The organism is Colwellia piezophila ATCC BAA-637 (genome assembly GCF_000378625.1).
GTDB classification, from domain to species: Bacteria; Pseudomonadota; Gammaproteobacteria; order Enterobacterales; family Alteromonadaceae; genus Colwellia; species Colwellia piezophila.
Genome location: NZ_KB905167.1, coordinates 1 through 20567, shown reverse-complemented (window position 1 = coordinate 20567; position 20567 = coordinate 1). Strand labels below are relative to the sequence as shown.

Below are 20567 nucleotides of genomic sequence, written 5' to 3'. Positions count from 1 at the left end.
GTTGATTTTTATGATGAGCAACACAATATAGTCCTGATTCATCGGGTCATATATAAAATATTGGCACTTACAACGAAGGCATTTTACCGCGATAAAACGTGGTATATTAGTAAATTGCCTTGGTATATGTTGCATTAGGAGAATAAGCATGCCAACAAACAAACAAAAGTCACTAGGTATTCTTGCATTAGCGGGCGTTCAGCCTTATCAAGAAAAATCTGGCGAAGAGTACATGGAAGAGCCTCAAAAGGTGCATTTTAAAAAAATCTTAGATGCTTGGCGCTCACAGTTGCGTGAAGAAGTTGATCGCACCGTAGCACACATGCAAGACGAAGCAGCAAACTTCCCAGATCCTGTGGATAGAGCAGCTCAAGAAGAAGAATTCAGTCTTGAATTACGTACACGAGACCGTGAGCGTAAACTTATCAAGAAGATTGAAAAAACCTTACAGTTAATTGAAGATGACGATTTTGGTTTTTGCAACTCTTGTGGCATAGAAATAGGTATTCGTCGTTTAGAAGCGCGACCTACAGCTGACCTTTGTATTGAATGCAAAACGTTATCTGAAATTAAAGAACGCCAAATGGCTGGCTAACTCTTAGCTAAGAGTCAGTTAAACCTAGTTCTCATGCAACGTTTGCATAATAAGCGACCACTTAAACCTAATCAGGTTGTTCAATATCGTGGTCGCTTTGCTCCATCCCCTTCCGGTTTACTTCATTTTGGTTCTCTAATCGCTGCACTAGCGAGTTTTCTAGATGCCAAAGCATTCATTAATGATCGCGGCGAACAAGGCAAATGGCTTATTCGCATTGAAGATATCGATCCCCCTCGTGAACAACCAGGTGCTAGCGCTGAAATATTAACAACGCTAGAAGCTTTTGGTTTATATTGGGATGAAACTGAGCTTTATCAAAGCAAGCAAAGTAACTATTATCGTCAGGTATTGTCAGAGATGGCACAACAAAAACTAAGTTATTCCTGTCGTTGTACCCGTGCACAAATCAAAGCCATTGGCGGTATCTATCAAGGACATTGCCGTAGCGAAAATCATCCAGCACAAGACAGTGCCTTAAGGCTTGTTAACCACTACGGTTTATATCAATTTAACGATATATTTCAAGGTGATGTGATTTGCGATAAAAAATTAGCTAATGAAGATTTTATAATCCACCGTAAAGATAACTTATTTGCCTATCAGCTTGCCGTAGTCGCCGATGATATAGCGCAAGGGATCACGCATGTTGTTCGCGGCTGTGACTTACTCGAGCCTACCGCCAGGCAATTAACACTTTATCAAACCTTAAACGATAGTTTCATGCCATGTAACACACCACAATACGGTCATGTCCCTTTAGCCATAACCGGTGAAGGTTATAAGCTGAGTAAACAAAATAAAGCACCGGTAATTGATAATGCCAACCCACAGCCAGCGCTTATTGCTGCCTTAACTTTTTTAGGGCAATCACCCTTGCCAGAGTTAGTTGACTCAAGCATTGGCGAGATTATAAACTGGGCAATAAAACATTGGCAACGCAGTCTTGTTCCTAAAGTGGTTGAGATAAACATTGATTAGCGTTGAGCATTGTTAAAATTAAGCTGATATAAAGCGTAAAATACAATCATTTAAAGGAAGCACTATGTCTACTATTACACCGAGTACTATTGTTATTACTGGCGCCAATCGTGGTATTGGTTTTGCCATGGCTAAACTCTGCCAACAGCGTGGCGATACCGTGTATGCACTTTGTCGTCAAAGCTCTATAGCGCTAGATGCCCTCGGCGTCAACGTAGTCGAGCATATTGATGTCGCTACCCAAGTTGGCGTTAATAAAGCGGTTTCAGCGCTAAAAGGAGTAGCCATTGATTTATTGATCAACAATGCCGGTATTTTACGTGACGAGCAACTCAGTGATTTAAACCAAGACACTATTTTAGAACAATTTAATGTTAATGCCCTAGCGCCGCTTTGCTTTAGTCACGCTTTACTCAAGAATTTATCTGCCGGTAGTAAGATTGCTTTTATTACCTCGAGAATGGGCTCTATTACCGATAACACTTCCGGCGGACGTTATGGTTACCGCATGTCAAAAGCAGCACTTAACATTGCTGCGGTATCATTGGCCAGAGATCTCCATGACGAAAGTATTGCCGTTGGCATTTATCACCCGGGATATGTACAAACTGAGATGGTAAATAACGACGGCGTATTAAGTAACGGTGACATCAGTGCCGATACAGCTGCAGAGCGATTAATCACCTTAATGGACCAGTTAACAATGGCTGAAACTGGGGTCTTTAAGCATTCAAACGGTGAAACATTACCTTGGTAGGTTATAGCAACCAACCTGGTAATTGACTGCCTAACCTCAACTCTGGATAATGAATGTTAATTTTTTTAAGTACTTATTTATTATCAATCACATAGCATAAACACCTATGCTATAAGTTTATTTATTCGTCTCAATATTGATAGTTTTGGTGAAAACAAGGCGGTATTACGTACCCAATAACTGGTTATTGGTAGGAATACCAACGCTGATATCACCTAAAATAGCTTTTTGAGTAACTTTGCTTATCTAGAGTTGAGGTTACCTAAGTAACTCAATAAATATACCGCTGGGTATAGGTTTATAGTCAGAAAGGCGCGCTTTGCTTCGACCTTTCTTTCTTAGGCCTTTTTTTGCTGCTTTTTCACGCTATTTACCCCAACGGTTATTCTCTTTTGCCCTACACTGTTATATCATTGCGCCACTATTTTATGTCTGTCTTAAAGGCCTGTGACTATCAAAAGCGTTATTAATTTATGCAAAAAAGTTTTCTCCAAAAAAATGAGAAAAACTATCGCCAAAGCGATCCCTAAAAAGGACACAATAAAAAATACCCGTAACAAAACTACTGTTGCCACGGCATCTTTTGACAAGCCATTGATTTTCTCAAGAGATCAGCATCCAGTTTCACGTAAATTGATGAGCCCAAATGCGCTTAAAGTATTGTACCGCTTAAATAAAGGCGGCTTTGATGCCTATCTTGTTGGTGGTGGTGTTCGTGACATTTTGCTTGGTTTAAAACCTAAAGACTTTGATATTGCTACCAATGCGACACCTGATGAGATAAAAGCCTTGTTTAGGAATTGTCGTTTAATAGGTCGACGTTTTCGTTTAGCGCATATTGTTTTTGGTCGAGAAATTATTGAGGTTGCCACTTTCAGAGGCCATCATGAGAATGCTTCAAAGGAAGAAAGGAACTGCACAAAAACGTCGAAACAAAGTGATGCCGGCATGTTATTGCGTGACAATATTTACGGCAGTATAAACGAAGATGCTGAGCGTAGAGATTTCACTATCAATGCGCTTTATTACTCAGCAAAAGACTTTAAAGTATATGATTTTGCCAATGGCGTTCAAGATGTAAAAGATAAAGTTATCCGCTTAATTGGTGATCCTGAAACACGCTACCGTGAAGACCCAGTACGTATGTTACGTGCAATTCGCTTTGCCACTAAGCTTGATATGCAAATAAGTGACTCCACCAAAGCGCCCATTAAAGAACTTTCATCGTTAATGGCTAATATCCCTGCAGCTCGCTTGTTTGAAGAATTTTTGAAAATGTTTATTTCAGGAAAAGCTGTCGCGAATTTCGAGCAACTGCGTAGTTATAACCTCTTCGGTTATTTCTTCCCTGCGGTTGACCAAGCCCTTAATCAGGACACACAAGAACAAGACTTTTTACTCGATTTTATTATGTTGGCTATGGAAAACACCGACAAACGCATTATTAACGAGCAACGAGTAACGCCGGCCTTTTTATTCGCTGCCATGCTTTGGTATCCATTACAAAAGCATATTCAGCAAATTAAAGTCACCACCCAATTGACTCCTCAAGACGTATTTTTTGCCGCTTTAAATGAAATAATGCCAGAGCAGCAGCGCAGTATTGCCATACCTAAGCGCTTCCAAGCGGTTATTAAAGATATATGGATATTGCAAGAGAAGTTAGGTCGCCGCGATGGTAAACGCGCCTTTAAAACGTTTGAGCATGCTAAGTTTAGAGCCGGCTATGACTTCTTGTTATTACGCGCTCAAATTGAAGCGACCCCTGAGCTTATTGAATTAGCGCAGTGGTGGACAGACTTTCAAGAAGTATCGGATGAAGCCCGTTTACAAATGATCAAAGGTGTCAGGTCGCCACAAGGTTCAAAACGACGTAGCCCAAAGAAACGCCGTAAACCTAGTGCAAAAACCACTGAATCATAACGGTAAACTGATGAAAGAAAAAGTGATCGCTTACATTGGGTTAGGTAGCAACCTGTCTAACCCGAGAGTACAGGTGAGTACCGCCGCTAAAGAAATAGCAAAATTATCAGTAAGTAACGCTATTACACTATCGTCACTATATTTGAGCAAACCTATGGGTCCTCAAGATCAAGATGATTATATCAACGCAGTTATTGCTGTAGAAACCAGTTTATCCGCCCTTGAACTATTAGACGCCTTACAAGCAATAGAAAATGCAGCCGGTCGTGTTCGAAAAGAAAACCGTTGGGGCGCGCGCATTCTTGATTGTGATATTTTATTGTATAGCGATGATACCATAGAGAATGAACGCTTAACTGTGCCTCATTACGGTATGAAGCTACGCGAATTTGTCTTACTGCCACTGGCAGAGATTGCACCTAATTTACACTTACCAGATGGTACCTCAATCAATTCACTTGCGAGTGAAATTAATGGTAATGGCATAGTAAAACTATAATATTTAACTCATTAGTACTGAAATACTTAGTATTGAAATAATAAATATTGCAAGCATCAATATTAACAATACAATCCTTAGTGTTATAGCCGTTATCAATCAAGATGCAGGTTTCAGAGTGCACTTTGAATGGTAACGGGTATATAATATATTGACACTGACAGCTTACCCCAAGCGGGTTAATAAGCTCATTAAACTATTCGGAAAATTCATGGCTAAAATAACCACAGCAAGCTTACTGAAGATGAAGCAGCAAGGCGAAAAAATATCAACGATCACCGCCTATGACGCCAGCTTCGCCAAGCTATTCGACCAAGCAGGAATACATGCCATCTTGATTGGTGATTCACTGGGTATGGTATTACAAGGGCAAGACAGTACACTGCCGGTATCCATTGAAGATATGGCTTACCATACTCGCTGTGTAAAACGTGGTGTAGAACAAACCTTAGTGATCGCTGATATGCCTTTTATGAGCTACGCAACACCAGAACAAGCCATGAGTAATGCTGCTTTGTTAATGCAAGCTGGTGCAAGCATGGTAAAGATGGAAGGTGGTGCTTGGCTTAATGATACTATTTCAGCATTAGTTGAGCGTGGTATTCCAGTCTGTGCGCATTTAGGGTTAACGCCGCAGTCAGTTAATATTTTTGGTGGCTTTAAAGTACAAGGCCGTGAAGATGACAAAGCCGAGCAAATGATCGCCGACGCTAAGGCTCTTGAGGCCGCTGGCGCGCAATTATTGGTGCTTGAATGTATTCCTGCCCGTTTAGGTGCAGCCATTACCAAAGCTTTAACTATCCCAACCATTGGTATCGGTGCAGGTAAAGATACTGATGGACAAATTTTGGTGATGCACGATGCGCTAGGCATTGCTTGTAATTATATGCCAAAATTCTCACGTAATTTTTTACAAGACACCGGTGATATTAAAAAGGCCATTGAGCTTTATATCAGCGAAGTAAGCCAAGGTAACTTCCCCGGTGACGAACATATTTTCAAATAATCACTATAAATATTCGATTCAATAAATTATCAGTTATAGTTAATATTGAGTCTTAGCAATAAATAATAAGTAATAATAATAAAAGCGGTAAGAATAATTTATGAAAACAGTCAGTCTAATTAGTGAATTACGCGCACAAGTTAAAGCGTGGCGTGAACAAGGTTTAACCGTGGCTTTCGTACCTACCATGGGTAATTTACATGCGGGACATATTTCGTTAGTCGATGTAGCTCATAAACATGCAGATAAAGTTGTTGCCAGTATTTTTGTTAACCCTATGCAGTTTGGTATCCATGAAGATATTGATAATTATCCACGCACCATGGCAGATGATCAGCAAAAATTAACCGCTGCCGGTACTGACTTATTATTCACACCCACACCCGAAATTATTTATCCTAAAGGTCTCAACAAACAAAGTTTTGTTGAAGTTCCTAATGTTTCTGAGGGTTACTGCGGCGAAAGTCGCCCTGGTCATTTCCGCGGCGTTGCTACGGTAGTTTGTAAATTATTTAACCTAGTACAACCCGATGTCGCTTGTTTTGGTTTAAAAGATTACCAACAAGTGCAAGTGATCCAAACCATGGTTGAAGACTTATCAATGCCTATTACCATAGTACCTGTGGCGACGATTCGCGAAAAAAGTGGTTTAGCACTAAGTTCACGTAATGGTTATTTAACTGCTGAAGAAAAAGCCAGCGCGCCAGTATTGCAGCAAAGTTTACAATGGCTAGCAGAGCAAGTTAAATCGGGTTTTGAGCAAAATGATAGTATCGATTTTATTGGCTTAGCCAAGCAAGCCGCATACACCATCAATAAAGCGGGCTTACATACCGATTACCTTCATATTTGTCAGGCACAAACATTGCAACCTGCCAGTGAAGATGACACCCAACTCGTTATTTTAGCGGCGGCACACTGTGGTAACGCACGCTTAATAGATAATGTGCAAGTGAACCTTATTTAGCACCGGTCAACCTCAGCATACTCAAGCTAAAAGGCTAAGGGTTTGCAACTAGGCTTAAACCGCTCAGTTCAAGCTTATACGGCCTTTTTCTTCGTCACTGTAATAATGGCAATGGCCAACCAAGTTGATAATACAAAGGGCGCGGTTAATGCTGATAGGTCTAGTTGTTTAAAAGCCCAGGTAATAAAAACACTAAGACTGATAGTTAAGATAATCCAGCCAAGCTTTCTAGGATAAAGAATACTCATAGCAATACCGACCAGACAGGCGTTAAAGCTATAAAGTCCGCTGATAATCATTTCTGTTGAGAAGCTAAAGCTCAGTGCGACTAACACTGCCAGTGTTGAACCCATTAGCGCCCAAACGGCGACTTTAGCTGATTGACAAAATAATGCCCCAAGGAAGATCAAACCTGTTAAGGCGTTTTCTTGTAACATCACAACGGCAACACCACGCAGACTTGCTTGGATATAATCGATTATCGTAGTGGCATTATCTGCGGTCATTAGCGCCCTATCTAGCAACGCCAAATCGGCATATTCAATGAAAATGAGTAAAAGCCAAGTTGATAAAATAAACGGTGCGGTAAAAGTCGGAATTTTCGGTAGCTTGCTCAACATTAAGTGCATCAGGAGCGTGGAGAGTGCACCGCCAAAAATAACCAATAACAAAGACGTTAAGTTAACAGGTAATAAAAACCATACCGCAATACCAACCAAAGCCGCATTATAGCCATACAATCCCTGCTGTATATTTTCCGCATCAAATTTACCAAGCTGAGCTACCGCTAAGGCACAGAGTACCGCTAAAATACTGCCCACTAGCATAACGGCTGAATTTAAGCCTATACCCAATAAAAATAAAAACCCGGTAGCCGCATTTGCTTGCAGCATGATTTGCCCAAAGCTACGCAGAAAGCTTTGGCTAAAATGATCAAAAGGAAGTTTCATTAAGGTTATCGCGGAAAATAGTTTACTTTAAGCCAGTAACGAGCAACGTCAAGGCTACAACATGGCTATCTCATTCAAGTGCAGGTTATTGGCTAATCATACCATTCCGCATAAAGAAGTGCTCTCTTAGAACTGCATGGGCGACATTAGAACAATCAAAATATGCGTAGTTATAGTTATTCTACATCGAGCATATTATGTGAAGTTATCATGGTGATCCATGTGTTCCCAAAGGGCGAGTTTTAAAGGCTTATATACTGCGTTATTGATTTTAATAAGGGAATAACCATTATCTGCAATCAATGCCTTGCCTATAAGCCTTTAAATTCTCGCTAAGCGAGCACTTTCTTATGCGGATTGGTATTACTACTAGCCATACGCTGTTGACACTCTACCGACAGTGTTAAGACTTACCGGCAATATTTTTTAACGTGGTGATGACTTGCTCAACATTGGTCGTCCAAGCTTGAGCAGAAGCATCCACTTCTTTAAGGGGGTGAATAATATCTTCACTGTGCAGGGTAATATAAGGCTTATCTAAGGCGGCACAATAACCGGCATCAAATGCAGCGTTCCATTGCTTATACTTTTCACCAAAGCGAATAACCGCAATATCACAACGCTGAATAAGGGTTTTAATTCTCATTGCATTCACTTTGGCTGATTTATGGTCGCGCCAAAACTGCTCAGATTCAGCGCCCAAATGATCGCCAGCACAATCACTACTTTCATGATCCGTATTAGCCGAGGTAAAGCTGATATCTAAATCACTTTCTTGACAACCTTGTATAATTTTCTCTCGCCAATCGGAATGAATTTCACCCGATAAATAAACATTTAATTTCATAACAGCACCCTCATTTTATAATTCATTCATAATACATGAATTATTCATAACATCCTGTATGAATTAAGCTTGAGTCAATTTCACTATGTGGAATAAGTGACTAAAATGAAATTCTCTACTAAAGACAAAACTCAGTCAAATTAGCTGACCGCCTTTATACACTCCTAAGTAACTTACTTTGGCGATGCCTTGTAGTCAACAGCATCGAGCTCAGTAGTAATAACCAGATTATGACTCCGCCACTGCTTTGCTGCTCTACCGTTTCAGCGGTGTTTTCAGCAACGGGAACGGGTGTTGGCACAGGTGTTGTTATTGCCACCGTTATCGGCGTAGTTACCGGAACGGGTATCGTCAGTGGCTCTGGCGCAGTTACTGTCTCTGGTATAGTTACTGGCTCTGATAAAGCTACTGGCTCTGGTGCGACAACTGGCTCAACGATGGTTGTGCTATTAAAATTAAAGCTTTGCTCAGCGAGTATCAGTACCGTTGTGACTTGCTCTTGGTAGTTTACGCTACTGGTATGACGCAAACATAAAGTATCGCCATCACTGAGCTTTAATGTTTCAGTGGTATAGGCATCTGCTTGGCAGTTAATTGCGTATTCGCCATTGTTGATACTCACGGCTATTTCACTATCGACAGTGGCTGAAATAAGTAGCGCTTCAAAATAAACACTCACATCTAATTCAACAGCTAACTGCTCTTTAATGGTTATATCAATCACTTGCTCTTGTACCGGTAATTGGCTCGCCGTAACACTTATGTTATCAAGTGAAATATCACCTTTATCACCACCAATCACCTGCCCTGAAAATCGTAATTGAAATGGCGCGGTAATATATTCATCAAGTGTTATTGTGACTAATGACCAAGAAGAGCCGCTGGTATGCTGTTGACCGGACTTGTGCCAAAGACTCTGCCAACTAACACCATTATCTAAGGTTACTTCCATCGTTAATGAGCCGATATCAGCGCCATACATAGAATAGTAAAATGTTAGCTGAGCAGACGATGCTGCTGTAAAAGTAAAACAAGGGCTGATGAGGTTAATATTATCGTTGGCTGATAATAACTCATGGGATGCATCAATATGTAAGAAGGTATGGCCTTCTTGGGGACTACTGGCTCCGGTACTTGAGCTATTAGTGTAGTTATAATATTTCCAGTTGAAATCATCTTGATAGCTATCTTGACGCCAGCTATTAAGTTGAGCAACTTCGTTATAGTTAAAACCTTCAGTTAAATTTTGATCGGTATGAATAGCGGTATTTATGCAGGTTGGATTATTTAGGCTGTTAAAAGTATTCAGTAAATGGAATTTATCAGTTAACAGGATTCGTTGCATGCGTTTAACTTGCTCAGCAGTAAAGCTATTTCGACAAGTATTCTGCCCTTTACCCATAATATTAAAACCGTCTGGATGATAAGTATTACCTGAGTTATCAACAGCGCTAGCCGTATAGTTGCAGTGGTTATAATAACTTCGCTTACCCGGGTCAACGGCGGTATCAATGACCTTATCGCCATATTGCCAACCATTAACACCTTCGAGTAGCGTAATTGAACCATCATCAATACTTTGGTAAGTATGCAATAATCCTAAGTTATGACCGAACTCATGAGAGATAGTTGATGTGCCTAGATCTTCAGGTTCAACTTCAATGGTATCGGTTGCTTCATAATTCCAGTAAGCATGGCCATTTTTACCATCAAGATCTGCCACCACTATATTTAAGGCGCCATAACGAAAAAATGGCCGTACTTGCTCTTCGTTATCATCATCCCAACTGCCATCATTTATACCGGCAACATCATCATTGGTTAAGTAGATTTTATCGAGTAAAACAAAGCTGATATTTAAAATAGAGAAATCTTTATTTAACTGTTCTATCCCCGCTTGTAATTGTTCGTTGGTCGCACTTGCTGCTTGACCATTACGGTCATCTGCAGAGATCAGGTAATAAACACCGATTTCATTATCAACGCCTTGGGAGAAAGTCATTGGACTTGCTAATAAAGCCAAACAAACAAAAAGTGCTTTAGTAACATATAAAAGAGGGTCTTTGGTAATCACAACATCAACCGATAAAAAGAGACTGTGTAAACCATACGGAATCAGATTATCGTTTTAAAGAGCCGGTAAGCCAGTTTTATATCTTTTTTCGCTCTATTTTACCTTAGCAAAGTAAAATAGCGTGCCGTTACTAGCGCTAACTAATAACGGGGACTAATGAGAACTAGTCACCGCTAAACTAGCCGATTTATTTTGTGCCAAATATTTTATCACCGGCATCACCAAGTCCAGGAATGATATAACCATTGTCATTCAAGTGATCATCAATCGATGCCGTATAGATATCGACATCTGGGTGGGCATTTTGTACCTTAACAATACCCTCTGGCGCAGCAACCAAGACCAAAGCACGAATGTCAGTGCAGCCGGCTTTTTTTAGTATGTCGATAGTTGCATTCATTGAACCGCCAGTCGCTAACATAGGGTCAATGATTAACGCCATCCGTTGGTCTATATCACCGGCTAATTTTTCAAAATAAGTGACCGGCTCTAACGTTTTTTCATCACGGTAAAGACCAACAACACTGACTTTAGCACTAGGCATCAACTCTAAGACTCCATCTAACATACCAATGCCGGCACGTAGAATGGGTACTACCGTTGCTTTTTTACCCACTAAACGCTGACCCGTTAACTCACCATCCCAACCTTGCATTTGGAAGTCTTCTAACTCAAGGTCTTTAGTCGCTTCATAAGTTAATAAACAACCGACTTCAGCAGAGAGTTGCCTAAAGTCCCGAGTGCTCATTTCTTTAGCACGCATTAGGCTAATTTTATGTTGTACTAGTGGGTGTTTTATTTCAAATACTGACATGCAGATAATCCTTTGATGAGAGTTCTCACATAGATTAGCAGGAAGTTAGCGTTTTTTGATGATGTTCAGCGAACTTTATAATTAAAATTCAAAAAACTAGTCGTTTTAAATCTGAAAGAGTTGATTTAGGCCGAAGGGTCGTTACATCAATTTGAATGGCGCTACATGGATGTAGCTTATAAGAGAATGCAGACGGTACAGGACGTACCTTATTAGATAATGCAGGAGCACATTATCCTGAGCATATTCTCCTGACTAACCATGGCTACATTGATATGCCTTGAATTGAAATTTCTCAAGCACTCCGAAACATGCATCTTGAATGGTAACGGGTATAGGTTGAAGTTGGTAATGCATATAACCGGCAATGAAAATGATGCGCCTTCGTTGACTTGAGATAACAATTAACAGTGAGTGTGCTTGTTAATTAGTTGACTGACTTGAGACAACTAATTAGGAAGAGAGAGTTCATCCAAACTCCCTAAAGCTATTTTAGTGATGAACTTTAGTGCGTAACCAAACGATTAAGCCGACAATAACAAAGAAAAATGGCAATAAAAACAGTATCACAATCACTTGTCGTTTTTGTTTACTGGTTAAGTCTAAACGCTCGACCTTGATTTCTTTAGGGCTAAGAAAAACCTTATACTCTAGCTCAGCCAACCAGTTAACAATATTAAGCCCCATTTGTGCATTACTGTATTGATTAATATAAATATTAGTCAAAAAATCAGCGTCGGTAAAAACAATCAGCCGAGTATTTGATGTCATATTTTCTTGCTTTTGTTTTGCTGTTTTTTCTTCAGCTGCTCTCTCTTCAAGAACGACATAAGCAAAAGGTACCGGACCTGCTGTATCAACTGCGGGATCAAACTTTATGTTTAAGGTTCTATCCGTTTCGGCCCAGCTATTCTCTTTTGATGCAGTAGAGGCTATCGGTGCAACCTTTATCGTCGGTCGTCGTTGTGCTAAAACGCGAATAGAGCGCGGCCTAACATAAAAGGTATAATCTAAACCTTCGGTTATCGCTTTGTGGCGTGGATAATTTTTGGTGGCGGGGCTGCCCACATCATCACCAACATGATTAGTTAAATCAACAACAATGTCCGACTGAACATTTAGGCCCCAGTGATTGAGGATATTATTTAACGCTGGATTTTTATCTTGTTGGCTTGCCGTTAACGGTTTATCTGCTGTGGTTACCAAGGTGTTTTCGATAAGAAATAAAGCATCTCCACCTTTTGTTAAATACTCAATGATCAGCTTTTCTTCTTTTGGGGTTAACTCATTTTGAGGACCTGCAATGATCAAAACATCACAATCGTCAGGAATAGATTGAGTTATGCCCAACATTAACGTTTTACTTTCGATGTTATTATCGGCTAATAATTTTTTGAAGGTACTCAAACCAACATTATCTTTATTCAATATTGAATATTCGTTATGTCCTGTTAAGAAATAAACTTGTCTTGGAGCTCTAATCGCACGGGCTATTGCATGAGTTAATTTTTCCTCTGAAAGGTACTCATCAGTAAAATCAACTTCTTTACTGCTACCGTTTGTTTGCACGATAACCTTGCGCTCTTTACCACTAACCACATTGCCAAACTTTGCTGCATAAGCTATTTGTTCAATAGGATCGATAATTTCACTGCTAATGAGACCCGCAGATACTCGTTGATATTCGTTGAATAAGTCTTGTAAATATTTGGGCGGCATACCGACATAAAAGGCGGTTAATTTAATATCACTTTTTAAAGAGCGAATAAATTCAATGGTATTATTAGATAAGGTATGTTGTTTAGCTTGGGTGACATCCCATCTCATATCCGAGTTATGGGCTAAATAATTACTGCCGCCAATAAAGGTAATACTTACCATAAAAATGGTTAAAACTCGCATAAACATCCGCACTTGCGCCACCCTTAAAGACTGGATATTATTTCGGTTTTTTAAATCATTAATATTGAGATTAAAAGATATATAAACGAAAACAACAAATAACAGACTTGTCAAAATAATAAGACTAGCGACTAGATGAGTAAGCTGTTGTTCGATATAAAAAAATGACAAGCTCAAGGCTAAGCTTAATAACATAAGACCAGATAAAAAAGGTAAGCGCTTTTTAATAAAAAATTTCATTTTCTGGAAGATAAACTTCATTTATTGCCACAACCTATTGTCTATGCTTAAACGAGTTAAAACTAAACAAAGTAATATCCCTGATAAATAGTAGGTAATATCGCCGGGGGTAATCATGCCGGTGGCGAAATTCTCTAAATGGGTACGTGTACTAAGCTGTATCAGAAAACTCTCCACAGTCCCGGTAAAATATTGGGTAAAACTAGTGGCAAAATAGAGTAAAAATAAGATGAGATATGACATCATTGCGGCAATAATTTGATTGCCCGTCCAAGAAGATGTCAGTAAACCGATAGCAATAAAAAAAGCACCTTCGAGCCAAATGCCAACATAACCCGATAAAATACTTATCGGATCAGGACTACCAAAATACTCCACGATGACATAATAAATAATCGTCATGGCAATTAAAATAGAGAAAAAAGTCATCATGCCTAAATATTTACCTAACACTAACATGCTAGGTGTTAACGGTGCAGTCAGCAAAAACTCCATCGTGCCCGTTGATTTTTCTTCAGAAAATAACTTCATGGTTAATAAGGGGATCAGAAAGACAAACATAAACTCCATGATCTGAAAAACATCTCGCAATGACACCTCTTTATTTTGAGCAATGATCATATAAAAGAAAATATTGAACAAAGACAACATAGCAATCAACATAAGGTAAGCGATTGGCGTGCTAAAATAACCGTGTAATTCTTTTCTTGCCAAAGCAATTATTATACCCATTTATCACCTGTTGTGTTGTCCGGTGTTGTTTCTTGACTTGAATTTAGCTGATGAAGGTTAATAAAAATCTGTTCTAATGAGGCTGGCTGTAAATGAGGTTCAGCTTGAAATAGAGTGTGTTGGTCATTTTTAGCTTTCAATAACCCCTTTAATGATTGGTCGATAATTATTTTGCCACTTTTAATGATTAACACCCGATGGGCAATTTGCTCAATTTCAGTTAAATTATGCGTACTTAGTATGACTGTTCTTTGTTCTCGTTGATTTTTGATCAAGGCCAATACTTGTTGAACTTGAATAGGATCAAGGCCGCTGGTGGGTTCGTCTAAAATGAGTACTTTTGGCTCATGAATGATAGCTTGAGCAATACCGACCCTTTGTTTATAGCCTTTAGATAAGGTTGCTATAGTTTTGTGTTTAACTTGCGCTAGATTGCATTCTTCGATTACCTTAGCTAACTGAATTCGTTGTTTTTTTGCCCTAACACCTTTGATTTGTGCTGCAAATTTTAAATAACTTTCCACTGCCATACTATTATATAAAGGTGGTGTTTCAGGAAGGTAGCCAATTTGTTGCCTAATGGTTAAAGAGTTTTTAGCCATATCACTGCCATCAATAATCACTTTGCCGGATGACGGGGCCAAAAAGGAGGTCAAAATACGCATTAAAGTGGTTTTTCCTGCGCCATTTTTACCTAGGAAGCCGACAATGTCACCTTTGCCGATTTCAAAGGAAACATGGTCTAATGCTTGGAACGAGCCAAAATTCTTGACGACATTATCAACAATAATCATCTGTTATACTTTCCTGAAAGGTCCACAAACCAAAACGCGTTTAACGCCATATTTTAATTGCCCTAGTCCATCAATAAGCTTTTCTTCTCCAATTAACACTTCAACAATTTTCCCTGAATAACCAATAGCAGTTTCATGCATCATACCCATCATTGCTCAGCCGTTTGCACAGAGGCAGTTTTTTTTAAGTATTCATCATCACGGGGGAGCAGAGCAACACGTTTTTCTATGCCTATGGGGCATTCAGCTGACTCTATTTCGTTGACAAGGGCAATGGCAGAATAACGAGAAAAGGTCGGTGGCATAAAGAGTCTCTTTAACAATCATTGGGTGATAATATTGCGACAGCATAACACGAAATTTTGATAAGAAATTTTATCTTTATTGAAATAAATCGTTTAATAATGAGAGGTTAAAAATTAAAAGTAATAAGCCAACTGACCGTTTTAAACTGGTCTCAAAGTACATTTTTTCAAACTCGTGAGGACTTACGCTATTCTTATGAAAATGATATTCCCTGACTCACCTTGAAAGCATAACACTTCGATATAAAACAACTTAAATAACGCCACCTGCCCTCAGTGTTACCTTGAGTATTACTCTAAGTAAAAGCCAATTTAAATAACTGGCAATTAGGTATTAAAGTAGCGCTATTTTTCAAAAAATAATGTTCTAACATACAGTTGAAATTAATATTTACCTGCTTGGTTATGTGATTACTTATACCTTTCGACATTATGGATAAGCAGTTTGAATATCTCAATTTTGGGCTATACTTCCAAAGAGTTAACGTTAACTATAGGGACCATTTATGTATGAAATTAGACTGAATCACCTGAACAAATACATTGCTGCCAAGTGGCAAGAAAAAGATTGTTATCAGCTACGAATAGAGCCCGGCATGAAACATCTAGATAATACGCAATACCTAATTTCGGCCGTCATCATTCAATGAAATCGTTTAAAGAGCGTGTTTTTAAATATACCTACAACCATACTTGGCTCTTGTTAATTTTACTTTTTATCAGTACTGGTACCATGATTGTCTGGTATATGGAAAAGCAACAAAGTGTCTTAGTAGAATCCATTAGCATTAAAAATGCCGAGTTATACCTTGGCGCTGTTAGTGAGTTTCGTACCCTCTATACCTCTGAAGTAGTTAATAAACTTAAAAATAGTAATATTTCTATTGTTCATGATTATCACGAACGCGCTGACGCGATCCCATTACCGGCAACGTTAAGCATGTTGCTCGCGAAACGCATTGGTCAGCGTAGCTCGGGTACGAAAGTCAGACTATATAGCCCTTTTCCTTTTCCTTGGCGGAAAGAAGATCGGGGCTTACAAGATAGTTTTGGTCAGTCGGCCTGGGATTTTTTTCAAAAATCACCTCAGTTGGCCTATTTTTCCTTTGAAGTTATCGGTGGAAATCGAGTACTACGTTATGCGGTTGCAGACCAAATGCGAGCAGATTGCGTTGAATGTCATAATAATCATAAAGATACGCCAAAGTCTGATTGGAAAACGGGTGATGTGCGCGGTATTTTAGAAGTGACACTGCCGATAGGGAATTTTCAGCAACAAGCAAAGACTAACCTAGGAGGCTTTATTTGGTTGATCCTAGGCGTTTCCCTCGTTGGCTTATTTACGATGATGCTGCTAATTGGTCGGCTTAAATTTAACTATCAGCAATCTCAAAAAAAATTAAATATCGAAATAGAACAAGGTAAACGCGCACAAATTAAGGTCTTAGAATCTAATGAAGATTTACAGCAAACGCTCATAAAACTTAGGCAGACACAAGAATCATTAGTAGAGAAAGAAACGATGGCTGCACTCGGTGGCATGGTTGCTAGCATTGCCCATGAAATTAATACGCCTATTGGCATCTGCGTAACTGCCGCATCGATATTAGAAGAAGAAACTCAAGCCATTATCTCTCATACTGAAAAAGGCAAACTAACTCGTTCAGTACTTGAATCCTATACCAAGACATCCTTGGAAAGTGGTAAAATAATAACCCATAACCTGCAAAGGGCCTGTGAGTTAGTGGAGAGCTTCAAGCAAGTTGCCGTGGATCAAACCAGTCATGAGCGCCGTATTTTTAATGTGAATACTTACTTAAAAGCCATTGTAAACTCCCTTAAACCGCAAACAAAACGTCACGTCAAACAAGTACTTATCGATTGTCCTGAGACCTTAGCGATAGATAGCTTTCCAGGTGCTCTATCGCAAGTGATAACTAATTTAGTTACTAATTCAGTTAAATATGGTTTTGATTATATTACCGATGGCACTATCTCTATTAAGGTGACAGTGGAAGCAAATAGTATAACTATTCTTTATCAAGATGATGGCAAAGGCATTACTGAAGAATTACACCAAAAGATATTTGAACCCTTCTATACCACAGGGAGAGATACTGGCGGCAGTGGTTTGGGCTTACACATTATTTATAATATTATTGTGCAACTGTTTAAAGGCACCATTGTTTGCCGTGGAGGTAAGGACGAAGGGGTGATATTTGAAATCATCTTGCCCTTTAATGAATCATTGAAGCTTGAAACTAATGAATAGAACCACTGAAATGGATAATCGAGGGACCCAACAATGCTTAGCTAAATATTGCACCTAGTCGAGTTGTAAATTTGCATTAATAATCGTTATATCCCCTTATAAAGCGCACTAAACAATAATTAACAGTGAGTGTCCTTGTTAATTTTATTGTTAATCACACGAGCACACAAGCAAGTAAAAAAACTAACGAGTAAACGTCACCTTTCGTACCTATATGATCATTTGATGGGCTTATTTGAGCTCAAAAAAAAGACAAAGTATTCATACTCTGCCTTTTTTGATTTACTGATTTCAAAGTCAAGCCAGCATTTTATAATACAGTACCATTTTCAGTCGTTTTTACCTGATGGTCTTTTAATCCATTATTGCTTTGCTGACTACGCATATGCTCTGTAGCTTGTCTACGCTGAGCATACATTTGCTCTTGACTCTGTTTCTTCCGTTTAGCTTTATGTAATGAGTTACTCGTTAAATTTTTAGTTGATCGTTTCACTACCTGACGCTGAGCTATATGTGGTGATGGCCTATTTTGCTTTTGTAAAATCAGTAACTGCTCAGTTAATTTGACCATCTGCAGCTTTGCATTATTATTTTCCACCTGTAACTGAGATATCTCCGAGTTTTCAAAAACGCTAGTCACACCATAGCCAACAACTAAGCCGATAGTTAAAGATAATATTATTTGTTTCATTTTTTTTCCTATAAACAAGGGATATTGCTATCCCTTTTTTATTTACTACTCAATAAAATTTATTGAGGCGTTCCGTAAATTTTCACATCTATACCTTGTAAGGTGCTGATTTTAGGTTCATCAGCGTAAATCATCTTATTGCAGGGTATAAACGGTTGACCATATCTCGCCATCACTATTGGCAGCACGATCATCATCTGCATAATTAGACTGTTCACTGTAATGTGTTACATGATAAGTGGTGCCTGAAGCACCAGGTGTGCCATTAATAGTGGTAATAGCTCTGGTTTCTCTAAACCAAAAGCCTGCTGGTAAATCTGAATCCAAAGAGTCATCAGATTCAAGGACCAGATAAGTGATGCTGTCAACCGTCTCGATGTACCAAATAAAATCAATGGTATCTTCACCTAAGAACTGCCCTGTGCTTGGGTCACCTTGGGTGGCTGAACCATCATTATTAAAACTGCTCATCTCGCCATCATCATCGAAAGTTAGACCCGCTATATAGCTATTGGATATGCTTGCAGGGGTTCCACAATCAGTAACAACACTGACAAAATCAGCGAAAGAGTTAGGTGAAATTGGACCACCTAATCCGTCATTTAGATCATCATTCCAGCCAGATTCATAACCACAAACTAAGCTTGAAGGCTCTGCATCAGAATCTGAATCTAAACCAATATCCATAGCTTCGTAGAATTGAATTCGAGGTTGAATATACATATACCAGTTTGGCTCTGCACCAAAATTCCAAGCTTCACTATTTCGCTCTTCATACTCGATGACATAAACACGATTACCCACTTGTTGAATAGGGATCCAAACACGCTTGCGGTGTTCACTACAATCCCAATCATTAGGATTACAATCAGCATGCCATGTAGGATAACCTGCACTATCTAAGTTCGCACCATCTAAATAAGACGTCATGATGGCTTCGCCTAAACTGCCCCATTGCATATCCCAAGTATCCCAACCAGCACCGTAGTTATTAAAGTCTACGTCACTACTCCATACGCGAGTGGCTACGCCATTGTCTTGTAAGCGGTAACCAAACACATGGTCTAGGTCAAAATTACCTTCACTGTCATACGCATTAGGATTGGTTAATGAGAAACCATTTTGTGCATAGTTATTAATTAGCGGGTCAAGGTTAGTATTGCCCCATGGAGCAATGATTTGGTACTCACTTGAGACAAAACCATTACCATCGATAGTAATTAACACTTCATCAATTTGTGCAAAGTCTTGGTAACGTGTAAATGTAACAGTGCTGCCCGCAGGATACGTTAATACCAATGCACCATCAGTAATCATCCAATCAAACGTTGCTCCACTGATAAGTGCAGTACCTGTGTTGTCAACATTAAAGGTCGCTACATCTGCCGCTAAACGACTCTGACCATCATCGCTATATTCATCAAGGTGAACTTGCATCGCCCATTGACCGGTCGTTAACTCACCTTCGGTAAAATCAACTGACGCTAATGACGTTGCATCAATCAATACAACACTTGAGTCGCTGCCTACTGTGACAAAATCGTTTTCTAAACCAATTAACGCTTCTTGTTGCCATTGCTCAGCAAAGCGATATTCTGTGACATCAACGATAAAGAACGTTTGCTCATTGCCATCAACCGCCACTAGCTGCCAATTACTTGCTGTAGTGGTGGTACGAATTTCCAATTGGTATTCGCCATTATCGTTAACAAAATCATCCGCAGATTGTTGACTAACCACACCATAATCCGCCAACTCATAGGGGGTTAAGTAAGTCGTTGATTCAACTGCACCATTTAACACCATGGCAAGTTCATCATTCGCTATGCTGTAGGTATAAGTCTGGTTACCTGCTGAAGTTATTACCTCACCAGTACTGCCATCGAAACTGTACTGACTACCTGAAGCAACACCTAATCTAAACGTCGGCTCAGCTTGATATCCTGTTGAAATCTGTACATAACTTGATTTCAGTTCAGCAGCAGTCAATGTAATAGCACTCGCAATGTCTGCATCATCTGGGGCGATATCTAAATCGTTATCAACACCGTCACCATCACGGTCTGTATCCGCATTGTCGCCTGTGCCATCACCATCTAAATCTGACCATTCAGAGCCATCCAATGGGAATACATCGTTGTCGTTATCAACACCGTCGTTATCCAAATCCCAATCAGAGTTATCACCGATACCATCCATATCACCATCGGCCCATTCA

General features: G+C 39.4%; 20 protein-coding genes. 9 read left to right on the top strand and 11 right to left on the bottom strand.

The window, feature by feature from the left end; translation table 11 throughout:
- The first annotated feature begins 148 nt into the window (after window positions 1-148).
- The 7 genes from dksA (at window position 149) to panC (ending at window position 6728) form a co-directional block, all read left to right on the top strand.
- Complete coding sequence (gene dksA, locus F580_RS0113940; RefSeq protein ID WP_019028354.1) at window positions 149-595, top strand: RNA polymerase-binding protein DksA; 447 nt, start codon at window positions 149-151, stop codon at window positions 593-595.
- A 33-nt stretch (window positions 596-628) separates the two neighbouring features.
- Complete coding sequence (gene gluQRS / locus F580_RS0113935) at window positions 629-1576, top strand: tRNA glutamyl-Q(34) synthetase GluQRS (RefSeq protein WP_019028353.1); 948 nt, start codon at window positions 629-631, stop codon at window positions 1574-1576.
- Between the two features lie 64 nt (window positions 1577-1640).
- The gene (locus F580_RS0113930; RefSeq protein WP_019028352.1) at window positions 1641-2333 is read left to right on the top strand and encodes an SDR family oxidoreductase; all 693 of its coding nucleotides are present in this window, start codon (window positions 1641-1643) and stop codon (window positions 2331-2333) included.
- Window positions 2334-2831: 498 nt separating this feature from the next.
- Complete coding sequence (gene pcnB / locus F580_RS0113925; RefSeq protein WP_019028351.1) at window positions 2832-4256, top strand: polynucleotide adenylyltransferase PcnB; 1425 nt, start codon at window positions 2832-2834, stop codon at window positions 4254-4256.
- Between the two features lie 10 nt (window positions 4257-4266).
- Window positions 4267-4755, top strand: a complete 489-nt coding sequence (folK, locus tag F580_RS0113920) for a 2-amino-4-hydroxy-6-hydroxymethyldihydropteridine diphosphokinase (protein ID WP_040357416.1) — start codon at window positions 4267-4269, stop codon at window positions 4753-4755.
- Window positions 4756-4966: 211 nt separating this feature from the next.
- Window positions 4967-5761 (top strand): 3-methyl-2-oxobutanoate hydroxymethyltransferase, encoded by a 795-nt coding sequence (gene panB / locus F580_RS0113915; RefSeq protein ID WP_019028349.1) that lies wholly within the window; start codon window positions 4967-4969, stop codon window positions 5759-5761.
- A 100-nt stretch (window positions 5762-5861) separates the two neighbouring features.
- A complete protein-coding gene (panC, locus tag F580_RS0113910; RefSeq protein ID WP_019028348.1) occupies window positions 5862-6728 on the top strand; it encodes a pantoate--beta-alanine ligase in 867 nt (288 codons plus the stop codon).
- A gap of 74 nt (window positions 6729-6802) precedes the next feature.
- On the opposite strand, the gene F580_RS0113905 is transcribed toward panC, so the two are convergent.
- The 9 genes from F580_RS0113905 to F580_RS26395 all read right to left on the bottom strand — a co-directional run bounded on the left by F580_RS0113905 (window position 6803) and on the right by F580_RS26395 (window position 15386).
- Window positions 6803-7678, bottom strand: a complete 876-nt coding sequence (locus F580_RS0113905; protein ID WP_019028347.1) for an urea transporter — start codon at window positions 7676-7678, stop codon at window positions 6803-6805.
- A 403-nt stretch (window positions 7679-8081) separates the two neighbouring features.
- The gene (locus tag F580_RS0113900; RefSeq protein WP_019028346.1) at window positions 8082-8525 is read right to left on the bottom strand and encodes a YtoQ family protein; all 444 of its coding nucleotides are present in this window, start codon (window positions 8523-8525) and stop codon (window positions 8082-8084) included.
- Window positions 8526-8679: 154 nt separating this feature from the next.
- A complete protein-coding gene (locus tag F580_RS0113895; RefSeq protein WP_157443121.1) occupies window positions 8680-10527 on the bottom strand; it encodes a M43 family zinc metalloprotease in 1848 nt (615 codons plus the stop codon).
- A 259-nt stretch (window positions 10528-10786) separates the two neighbouring features.
- Window positions 10787-11413 (bottom strand): uracil phosphoribosyltransferase, encoded by a 627-nt coding sequence (upp, locus tag F580_RS0113890; RefSeq protein WP_019028344.1) that lies wholly within the window; start codon window positions 11411-11413, stop codon window positions 10787-10789.
- A 492-nt stretch (window positions 11414-11905) separates the two neighbouring features.
- Window positions 11906-13576, bottom strand: coding sequence for a GldG family protein (locus tag F580_RS0113885; RefSeq protein ID WP_019028343.1), 1671 nt, complete (start codon window positions 13574-13576; stop codon window positions 11906-11908).
- Complete coding sequence (locus F580_RS0113880; RefSeq protein ID WP_019028342.1) at window positions 13577-14287, bottom strand: ABC transporter permease subunit; 711 nt, start codon at window positions 14285-14287, stop codon at window positions 13577-13579.
- Window positions 14278-15081 (bottom strand): ABC transporter ATP-binding protein, encoded by an 804-nt coding sequence (locus tag F580_RS0113875; protein WP_019028341.1) that lies wholly within the window; start codon window positions 15079-15081, stop codon window positions 14278-14280. The genes F580_RS0113880 and F580_RS0113875 overlap by 10 nt, the downstream gene beginning before the upstream one ends.
- A 3-nt stretch (window positions 15082-15084) precedes the next feature.
- Window positions 15085-15234 (bottom strand): hypothetical protein, encoded by a 150-nt coding sequence (locus F580_RS26400; RefSeq protein WP_245560629.1) that lies wholly within the window; start codon window positions 15232-15234, stop codon window positions 15085-15087.
- The gene (locus tag F580_RS26395) at window positions 15231-15386 is read right to left on the bottom strand and encodes a hypothetical protein (protein WP_019028339.1); all 156 of its coding nucleotides are present in this window, start codon (window positions 15384-15386) and stop codon (window positions 15231-15233) included. Before F580_RS26395 ends, F580_RS26400 begins: the two co-directional genes overlap by 4 nt.
- Window positions 15387-15892: 506 nt before the next feature.
- Here F580_RS26395 and F580_RS26390 point away from each other — a divergent pair.
- Both F580_RS26390 and F580_RS25565 read left to right on the top strand, forming a co-directional pair.
- Window positions 15893-16036, top strand: coding sequence for a hypothetical protein (locus F580_RS26390; protein WP_019028338.1), 144 nt, complete (start codon window positions 15893-15895; stop codon window positions 16034-16036).
- Entirely contained in the window at window positions 16033-17658 is a 1626-nt protein-coding gene (locus F580_RS25565; RefSeq protein WP_019028337.1) for an ATP-binding protein, read from the top strand. Before F580_RS26390 ends, F580_RS25565 begins: the two co-directional genes overlap by 4 nt.
- A gap of 310 nt (window positions 17659-17968) precedes the next feature.
- Here F580_RS25565 and F580_RS0113850 read toward each other — a convergent pair whose 3' ends face one another.
- Both F580_RS0113850 and F580_RS26615 read right to left on the bottom strand, forming a co-directional pair.
- Window positions 17969-18349 carry a hypothetical protein gene (locus F580_RS0113850; RefSeq protein WP_019028336.1) on the bottom strand — a complete coding sequence of 127 codons (381 nt, stop codon included), beginning with the start codon at window positions 18347-18349 and terminating at the stop codon, window positions 17969-17971.
- Between the two features lie 135 nt (window positions 18350-18484).
- Window positions 18485-20567: thrombospondin type 3 repeat-containing protein (locus F580_RS26615; RefSeq protein WP_040357384.1), on the bottom strand; the 2083-nt coding region annotated here is incomplete at its 5' end.

Excerpts from the sequence above, each read along its gene's own strand:
- dksA (WP_019028354.1), top strand. The coding sequence starts at position 149 with ATGCCAACAAACAAACAAAAGTCACTAGGTATTCTTGCATTAGCGGGC.
- gluQRS (WP_019028353.1), top strand. The coding sequence starts at position 629 with ATGCAACGTTTGCATAATAAGCGACCACTTAAACCTAATCAGGTTGTT.
- F580_RS0113930 (WP_019028352.1), top strand. The coding sequence starts at position 1,641 with ATGTCTACTATTACACCGAGTACTATTGTTATTACTGGCGCCAATCGT.
- pcnB (WP_019028351.1), top strand. The coding sequence starts at position 2,832 with ATGAGAAAAACTATCGCCAAAGCGATCCCTAAAAAGGACACAATAAAA.
- folK (WP_040357416.1), top strand. The coding sequence starts at position 4,267 with ATGAAAGAAAAAGTGATCGCTTACATTGGGTTAGGTAGCAACCTGTCT.
- panB (WP_019028349.1), top strand. The coding sequence starts at position 4,967 with ATGGCTAAAATAACCACAGCAAGCTTACTGAAGATGAAGCAGCAAGGC.
- panC (WP_019028348.1), top strand. The coding sequence starts at position 5,862 with ATGAAAACAGTCAGTCTAATTAGTGAATTACGCGCACAAGTTAAAGCG.
- F580_RS0113905 (WP_019028347.1), bottom strand. The coding sequence starts at position 7,678 with ATGAAACTTCCTTTTGATCATTTTAGCCAAAGCTTTCTGCGTAGCTTT.
- F580_RS0113900 (WP_019028346.1), bottom strand. The coding sequence starts at position 8,525 with ATGAAATTAAATGTTTATTTATCGGGTGAAATTCATTCCGATTGGCGA.
- F580_RS0113895 (WP_157443121.1), bottom strand. The coding sequence starts at position 10,527 with ATGACTTTCTCCCAAGGCGTTGATAATGAAATCGGTGTTTATTACCTG.
- upp (WP_019028344.1), bottom strand. The coding sequence starts at position 11,413 with ATGTCAGTATTTGAAATAAAACACCCACTAGTACAACATAAAATTAGC.
- F580_RS0113885 (WP_019028343.1), bottom strand. The coding sequence starts at position 13,576 with ATGAAGTTTATCTTCCAGAAAATGAAATTTTTTATTAAAAAGCGCTTA.
- F580_RS0113880 (WP_019028342.1), bottom strand. The coding sequence starts at position 14,287 with ATGGGTATAATAATTGCTTTGGCAAGAAAAGAATTACACGGTTATTTT.
- F580_RS0113875 (WP_019028341.1), bottom strand. The coding sequence starts at position 15,081 with ATGATTATTGTTGATAATGTCGTCAAGAATTTTGGCTCGTTCCAAGCA.
- F580_RS26400 (WP_245560629.1), bottom strand. The coding sequence starts at position 15,234 with ATGATGGGTATGATGCATGAAACTGCTATTGGTTATTCAGGGAAAATT.
- F580_RS26395 (WP_019028339.1), bottom strand. The coding sequence starts at position 15,386 with ATGCCACCGACCTTTTCTCGTTATTCTGCCATTGCCCTTGTCAACGAA.
- F580_RS26390 (WP_019028338.1), top strand. The coding sequence starts at position 15,893 with ATGTATGAAATTAGACTGAATCACCTGAACAAATACATTGCTGCCAAG.
- F580_RS25565 (WP_019028337.1), top strand. The coding sequence starts at position 16,033 with ATGAAATCGTTTAAAGAGCGTGTTTTTAAATATACCTACAACCATACT.
- F580_RS0113850 (WP_019028336.1), bottom strand. The coding sequence starts at position 18,349 with ATGAAACAAATAATATTATCTTTAACTATCGGCTTAGTTGTTGGCTAT.